4 protein-coding genes are annotated in these 7,287 nt (G+C 76.2%); all 4 read right to left on the bottom strand.

The window, feature by feature from the left end; translation table 11 throughout:
- On the bottom strand, nucleotides 1–1,906 hold a 1,906-nt coding region (locus tag AAHZ94_RS24790; RefSeq protein WP_349995344.1), incomplete at its 3' end, for a hypothetical protein.
- Between the two features lie 162 nt (nucleotides 1,907–2,068).
- Entirely contained in the window at nucleotides 2,069–5,242 is a 3,174-nt protein-coding gene (locus tag AAHZ94_RS24795) for an alpha-N-acetylglucosaminidase (RefSeq protein ID WP_349995349.1), read from the bottom strand.
- Nucleotides 5,243–5,339: 97 nt separating this feature from the next.
- Complete coding sequence (locus AAHZ94_RS24800; protein ID WP_349995346.1) at nucleotides 5,340–5,987, bottom strand: response regulator transcription factor; 648 nt, start codon at nucleotides 5,985–5,987, stop codon at nucleotides 5,340–5,342.
- A 385-nt stretch (nucleotides 5,988–6,372) separates the two neighbouring features.
- Complete coding sequence (locus AAHZ94_RS24805; RefSeq protein WP_349995348.1) at nucleotides 6,373–7,176, bottom strand: RluA family pseudouridine synthase; 804 nt, start codon at nucleotides 7,174–7,176, stop codon at nucleotides 6,373–6,375.
- Between the last annotated feature and the right edge of the window lie 111 nt (nucleotides 7,177–7,287).

A 7,287-nucleotide genomic window follows, 5' to 3' on the forward strand; every position in this document is an offset into this window, starting at 1 on the left:
CCCCCCCCCCCCCCCCCCCCCCCCCCCCCCCCCCCCCCCCCCCCCCCCCCCCCCCCCCCCCCCCCCCCCCCGCCGCCGAGTCCTGCGCGCGGGCGGCGGCTGTGCCCGGCGCGTCGGGGCGGCGCGCGGGCAGTTGGAGTTGGGCCAGCGCCCGGGCGCCCGCGCCGCGCCAGGTCTCCGCCCTGGTGCACACCCAGGCCGCGGTGCCCTCACCGGTCGGCAGCGGCTGGGTCGCGAACCGCCACGCGTTGACGCTGCGCACCCCCGTCCCGCGGAGCGCCGCCAACTGACAGGCGGTACGCGCCAGCACCTGCCGCGCCGCGCCGTCCTGCACGTCGGAGCCGAAGGCGGGACCGTCAGCGCCGGCAGCGGTACCGCCGGCACCCGTACTCGCCGCACCCGTACCAGCAGCGCCGGCCACTCCCGAGGCCCCGGCCTGCTGCGGCGCCCCGTGCGTCAGCCGGGCCGGGACCAGTTCGCCGAGGTCGGTGGCGAGGTGCGGCCCCAGTTGCAGGGCCGGCCAGGACGTGCAGTCCGCGGCCTGGGCGGGGCTGTGCACCGGCGCCGTCACCCCGTCCGCCCCCCGCTCCACCGGCCGCGCATCCGACAGCGGCGCCAACAGGTCCCGCACCCCGACCGAATCCACCCAAGGCGCCGTCAGATAGCGCACATTGCCGTCGGTGCGGGAGACCACAAGCGCGGTCGCCGACGCCTGGTCGGCCGCGTCCGCCCGGCCGAGATCGAGCAGCGCACCGCCGCCCGAGCCGTCCTTCGCCTCCGCGTACCGCACCACCCGCAGCCCGTCGTAGAAGAGCACCACCGCTGCCTGGTCCACCTCGCCTGCGTACAACAGCGCGGGCGGTCCCGCGGGCGGCCCCGGCGGCGTGCCGGGCGTCGCCGAGACCTGCACCGAGCCGCCGGGCCTGGCCCACACCGCGAGCGCCCGCCGCAGCAACTCCGTGTCGCCGACCCGGTTGCCGCGGGCCGGCCAGGTGGCGAAGTCCGGCCGGCTCACCACGCGCCAGGCCCCCGGCTTCGCCCGGGTCAACCGCGCCGGGTCCAGGGCCGCGTCGGCCGCGGGGTTGCGCGCGTAGCTGGGGGCGGCGGCGCCGTTCGGGCCCCAGCCGTCGCCCGGCAGACCGAGCAGCACCCCGCACGCGGCGAGCGCCGTGGCCGCCGCCACCGCCGCCCGCACGTGCTGGCGGCGGCGCACCAGATCGGTCGGCCGGGCGCGCAGCACACACGGGTCGAAGTCCGGCGCGGCCAGCGCCGCATGCGCGGTGGTGTCGGCCGGCAGCCGCACCCCGTCGGCCTCCGCGAGCGCCGCCCGGACATCAGCGACCCCGGCCTCGTCGAGCAGCTCGCGCAGCGCTGTCTCCGCCAACCCGTCCAGGGCGCGCAGCGCGAACGCGGCCCGCCCCGGCCCGGACAGCGCGCCCAGCGACTGCTGGAGGGCGCCCGCGTCCGCCCCGCCACTGCGCGGCGCCAGCCGTAGCCCCCACACCTGGGGCAGCAGCGGCGGCAGCGTCGCCCGGCCCGGCAACTCCCAGCGCCGCCGCGGGCGCGCCGCCGCGAGCGCCGCCCGCACCACCCGCAGCCGCACCTGTGGGTACGCGTCGTCGTCCGCCGCTTCGCCGGGGCCGCGCTGCGCCGGCAACCCGGCCGCCCCGGCCGGCACCGGCTCCTCGGCTTCGGCCAGCTTGGCGCGCGGCAGGGCGCGTTGGGCCAGTGCGTGGGCGGTGCGGACGCGCCGGGTGCGGCCCAGGTCGGGCGGCAAGATGAGGTAGCCGAGCCGCACCAGGTGCGGATAGTCCTCCAGGAGCGCGACCGCGGCCGGCTCCCACTCGACGGGGCCGGGGCCTGGGTGCGGCGCGGTCGCCCGCCGCTGTGTCGCCTGCTGTTCCACGGCCCGTAGAACGAGCGAGGCATGCGATGGTCACCTGGCCCGGCGGCGGGCGGAGCGCCGGGGCGGCGGGGCCGGGGCGACCCGCGGGGCGGCCTGACCGTGGGCCGGCGGCCGGTGGGGCCCCGCGTGCGAGGCCCCACCGGCCGCCGCCGCCAGGTGCTGCTACGCCGTGCGCCAGTCGCTGAACTCCACCAGCCCGCGGGCGCCCGAACCCCCGTGCGTGGCGGTCATGAACAGGCCCGCGTCCTGCCGCCCGGCGGCCCCCGGCACCGTCACCGTGCCCACCGTCCGCCAACTCGCCCCGTCGTCCGTGGACAGCGCCCCGGTGTACGCGCCGGGGGCGTCCCGGGCCAGCCGCAGCAGCACCGGGGCCCGTACGCCGGTGATGCGGCGGTAGGTGTCCACGGTGCCGTCGCCGTTGGCGTCGTAGGAGAGCACGACGCCGTTGCCCGGTGTGGCGGCGAGGTTGAGGAAGCCTGCGGAGCCGCCCGTGTCGAGGTCGTTGCGGACGATCAGGCCCGCGCGCGCCCACGGGCCGGTGTTCTCCTGGCTCACCACCCGCACCGTGACGGTGCCGCCGACGGCCAGCGACTGCGGCCGGTAGACGGCGCCGAACTCGGCCGTCGCCTTCCACAGGTCCCGGCCGCCGCCCTCGATGGCGTACCGCTCGCCGAGCCGCCCGAACACCGCGTCGTTGCCGGTCACCGTCTGATCGCCCGAGGCCAGCGGCCCGGCCACGTACAGCCTGCCGGTCCGCACGTCGGTCACCCGGTCCGCGCCGCGCGGCCCGTAGACCGTGCTCAGCTCGTACGGCAGCGGCTTCAGCGGCTCGGTCAGCGGCGTGTCCGGTGCGCTCACCCGCCAGCGGGCCTCCGCGTGCCCGGTGGCCGGGACGCCGGGCACCGAGGTGGGGCCCTGCGGCGCGGCGTCCGGGCCGGTCAGTCGGAAGTCCACCCGGCCGGTCGGGGAGAGGCCGTTGACGTTGTGGAAGTCGACCGTGACCAGGGCGCTGCCGCCGGGTTCCAGCGTGGTCGGCTCGGCGCTGACGTCGATGGCGCCCTGGTACGGGGCCTTCGCCAGCGTGTCGAAGACCCGGGTCGCGGTGCGGTGTGCGTCGTGTGTGGGCCGCAGCGGGTACTCCTTGCGCTCCCGGGTCCACGGCTCCTCGATCGCGTACCAGTCGAACGCCTTCGGCTCCCGGCCGGTGGCCAGCGCGTCCGCCAACTCGTCCAGGTAGCTGCGCCACTGCGGCAGGTGGAAGTCGCCGATCAGGCCCTGCCAGTCGCGGTTGCCGTAGTTGGCGAGCCGGCCCGTGTCGGCGGTGGCGCGGTCGGCCCAGGTGGTGATCAACGCCCTTGCCGTGTGCTCCAGTTGGGCCTCCTCGGCCGCCCCCGACGCCATCCGTTTGGCGTCCGCGAGCCACGGGCCGAGTAGGAACGCCCGGTGGGACGCGGCCATCTCCTCGCTCAGCTCCATCAGCCGCAGCCACAGCCGGGACAGCGCGCCGAACGCCGTCCGGTCACCCCGCTCGTAGGCCGCCTTGAGCTGCGGGAGCAACTGCCAGGACCGGTTGGCCAGCACCTGCCGCCCCAGGTCGGTCAGGTCGTAGCGGTAGCTGTCGGTGGAGCGCAGCGGCGGGCGCACGCGCAGCAGGGCGGCGAAGGCGGTGTCGAACACCGACACGTCGAAGGCGGGTACCCGGGTCGCGTAGTACGTCCCCGAGCGGGCGCCGAGGTGCGGCCGGGCCGCGAAGATCGAGTCGTGCGGCCGGCCGTCCGCGCTGCTGATCCGGTACGCGCTCTCGCGGAGCGCGGCGAACGCGTCCCTGGCGTGCTCGTCGGGCGCGCCGTAGCGCAGGTCCGCGTACTCCCGGAACCAGGCGGTGCGGTCCACCGCCGCATCCCGCCAGGCCAGTTCGCTGAAGAGCTCGAAGGCGGCCGGATCGCGCTCGGCGGCCTCCGGCATGTACGCGCTGCCCACGAGCTGGCTGTTCGGCTTGTCCCGCCAGAGGGTGAAACGATCCGTCCACATGTGGGCCTTGGCGCCGATCGTGGTGCGGCCCCCGAAGTTGGGGATGGTGCCGAAGGCGTACGGGGTGCCGTCCCAGTCCCGCTCGCGGTCCTCGATCCGCTCCAGGTCCGAGAGCCCGTCCACGACCAGCAGCCGGCTCTTGTCCACGGCGGCCAGCAACTCCGGGCGCGGGTTCTGCTGCCAGCCCAAAATCACCCAGACGGCCTCGGGGCGGGCGGCGTGCAGGGCGCGCTGCACCGCCTTGGCCGCATCGGCGACCGGTACGTCACCGGCGGTGCCGCCCTCGTGCAGCAGGTCCATCTTGTAGCCGACGGCCGGCCCGAACAGCTCCTCCTGGTGCCGGTAGAAGGCCGCGGCGACCCGGTCGAAGACGGGCGTGCGCGGGTCCAGCCAGTCCGGGCGCGGCAGCCCGTTCCAGGTGCCCTGCTCGATGGTGCGCCCGCCCGGGTTGCGCTCGGCGAAGCCGGCCGGGACGGTCCCGAAGTAGCCGGGGAAGACCGGGGACATGCCCAGCTCCCGCAGCCGACGGGCGATGCGCTGCCCGAGCTCGGTCCGCCTGGCCAACAGCTCGGGGCTGAGCGGACCGCCGTACTCGCTCAGGTTCTGCAACATCCACCACGGCTGGTGCGAGGGGGCCGGCAGCCAGGTCCGCAGCTCCGCGTCCGAGTAGCCGAACTCCTGGAGCAGCCGGTGGTAGACGGCCTCCTGGCCGGTGGTCACCAGCACCTCGTTGCAGCCGTGCAGGGCCAGCAGGTCGATCATCCGCTCCCAGCGGGAGAAGTCCGCGTACGGGGCGGTGTAGCCGTCGTGCGTGTCGTTGAACGCGAAGCGGTGCGGCAGCGCGGTGGAGCGGCGCAGCGGCTCCGCGGGCGCCGGCAGCCGCCTCGGCAGCTCCACCTGGCTGCCTGACCAGGACAGATGCGCCCGGCACACGTACTTCAGGTACCAGTGCACGCCGGTCAGCAGTACCGCGGGGCTGGTGCCGGCCACCTCGATGCGGCCGGTGGAGCCGGTGACGGCGAAGCGCTCGTGGCTGCCGGCCGGGTGCCGGCCGACGCGGCCCGCCCGGCCGTCCTGCGGCCGGCCGCCGTCGAGCAGCCGCAGGTGGAACTGGTCCGCGTGGTCCGGGAGCAGCCGGGCGAGCGCCGCGCGGGCCGGCGCCGGGCTGGGCGGCGCGGCGGCCGTCCGGGCGCCGTCCCTGCTGCGCGGGGCGGCGGCGGCCCCGGTGGAGTGCGCGGTCAGCGCCGCGCCGACGCCGAGGGCGCCGGCGGTGCCGATGACGGTGCGTCTGGTCAGTTCGCTCAACGGATGCCCCCACGGTTCGTCAGGATCGGTGGACACATGCGAGGGGCACGGTAACCGCTTGCACACGCTCGGTCGAGACGCTCGGGGGCGGGTGTCGTCAGCCGCGGTCGAGATAGGCCAACACGGCCAGGACCCGACGGTTGTCGTCGTCCGACGGCGGCAGGCCGAGCTTGCCGAAGATGTTCGACGTGTGTTTCGCGACGGCCCGCTCGGTGACGAAGAGCTGGGCGGCTATCGCGGCGTTGGACCTGCCCTGCGCCATCAGCTCCATCACCTCCTTCTCGCGCGGCGTCAGGTTGCCCATCGGCTTGTCCTGCGAGCGGCGGGTCAACAACTGCGAGATGACCTGCGGGTCCATCGCCGTACCGCCGGACGCCACCCGGCGCACCGCGTCGATGAACTGGTCGGCGTCGAAGACCCGGTCCTTGAGCAGGTAGCCGATGCCACCGCTGCCGTCGGCCAGCAACTCGCGGGCGTACAACTGCTCCACGTGCTGGGACAGCACCAGCACCGGCAGGCCCGGCGTCGCACGGCGGGCCGCCAGCGCGCACTGCAACCCCTCGTCGGTGAAGGACGGCGGCAGCCGGACGTCCACCACGGCCACGTCGGGCTGCAACTCGGCCAGCGCCCGGGTCAGTTCGGGCCCGGACTCCACCGCGGCGGCGATCTCGAAGTCGTACGCCTCCAACATCCGCACCAGACCGTCCCGGAGCAGGAAGAGGTCTTCGGCCACCACAACGCGCACAGGGGACTCCAGCGGAGGAGAACGACGGCCACCGGACCTGCGCCCGGTGGCAACGGGCGCCCCGCACTCTACCGAGGAACGTCCTGGTCGTAACCAGGGTGTGGACGGGGGCGGTGGGGGCGCGCCTGGCGGCCGGCGGCGCTCGGCCCCTCCCGTGCGGCCCGCTTCCCGCGGCCGGCGGTTCGGGACTGGTGTCCGGTGTGTCGTGGGGGGGGGGGGGGGGGGGGCGGGGGGGCCGCGGCCCCCCCCCCCCCCGCCCCCGCGGGGCGGGGGGGCGGGGGGGGGCGGGGGGGGGGGGGGGGGGGGGGGGGGGGGGCCCGCGGGCGGCCCCCCCCCCCCCCCCCCCCCCCCCCCCCCCCGCGCCGGTTCTGCTGGGGGGCGTCGGTCAGACGGAGCCGTACCCGGCGAGCACCGCGGCCGGGCCGCCGGCCGGCAGCCGGTCCGCCACCGGGGCCCAGAAGTCGGCGCCGGGCTCGGCGACCACCGCCACCCGCTCGCCGTCCGCCCAACTCGCGTCGAACGCCAGCCGCCAGGAGTGCAGCGCGGTGCGCTCGCCGCGCTCCGCCGCCTGCCGGTCGAAGAGCGGATCGCCCACGATGGGGAAGCCGATCCAGGCCAGGTGCACCCGGATCTGGTGCCGGCGCCCGGTGACCGGCTCGATGGCCAGCAGGGTGTGCTGCTCGTCGGCCCAAAGGCGGCTGAAATGGGTGATCGACGGATACGTCTTGACGTGCGTGAAGACCTTCTCCTCCGGCACCCGCCAGCAGCCGCGCCCGGTCGCCGACACCTCGGCCTCGATGTCCTCGCGCTGCGCGCCGACCCGGACCCGGTTCTTACGGCCCACGCTCAGCGGCAGGTCGATCGTGCCGCTCGCCGGCAGCCCGCCGGGCCGCCCAGCGGTGGGCACCAGGGCCAGGTACGCCTTGTCCACCGTGCGCTTGTTGAACTGCCGGGTCACCTCGGACTGGATACGCTGCTCCTTGGCGAACAGCACCGCGCCCGAGGTCACCTTGTCGATCCGGTGGCACGGGATGAGGGTCTCGCCCACCTCGTCGGCCATCCGCACCAGGTCGCTCTCGTGCCGCTCGCCCATGACGGAGATCCCGGCGGGCTTGTTCACCACGAGGAACGCCGCGTCCTCCCGCACGATGGAACCCGCACGGTCCCGGATCTGGGTCCACTCGTTCATCTGCATCCATCTCAGGTCCACGACGCGGCCAGGCGCCCGCGTCCGGCCCATGCTGCCAAACGGCGCCGCGAGCGGGAAATCCGGCCGCCACCCGGGCGCGGGCCGGTCTCG

Origin of the sequence: Streptomyces sp. HSW2009, from assembly GCF_040240285.1 — a bacterium.
Classification (GTDB): domain Bacteria; phylum Actinomycetota; class Actinomycetes; order Streptomycetales; family Streptomycetaceae; genus Streptomyces.

Bases quoted from the DNA above. Each gene is read 5' to 3' on its own strand.
- AAHZ94_RS24805 (WP_349995348.1), bottom strand. From the start codon at position 7,176: ATGAACGAGTGGACCCAGATCCGGGACCGTGCGGGTTCCATCGTGCGG.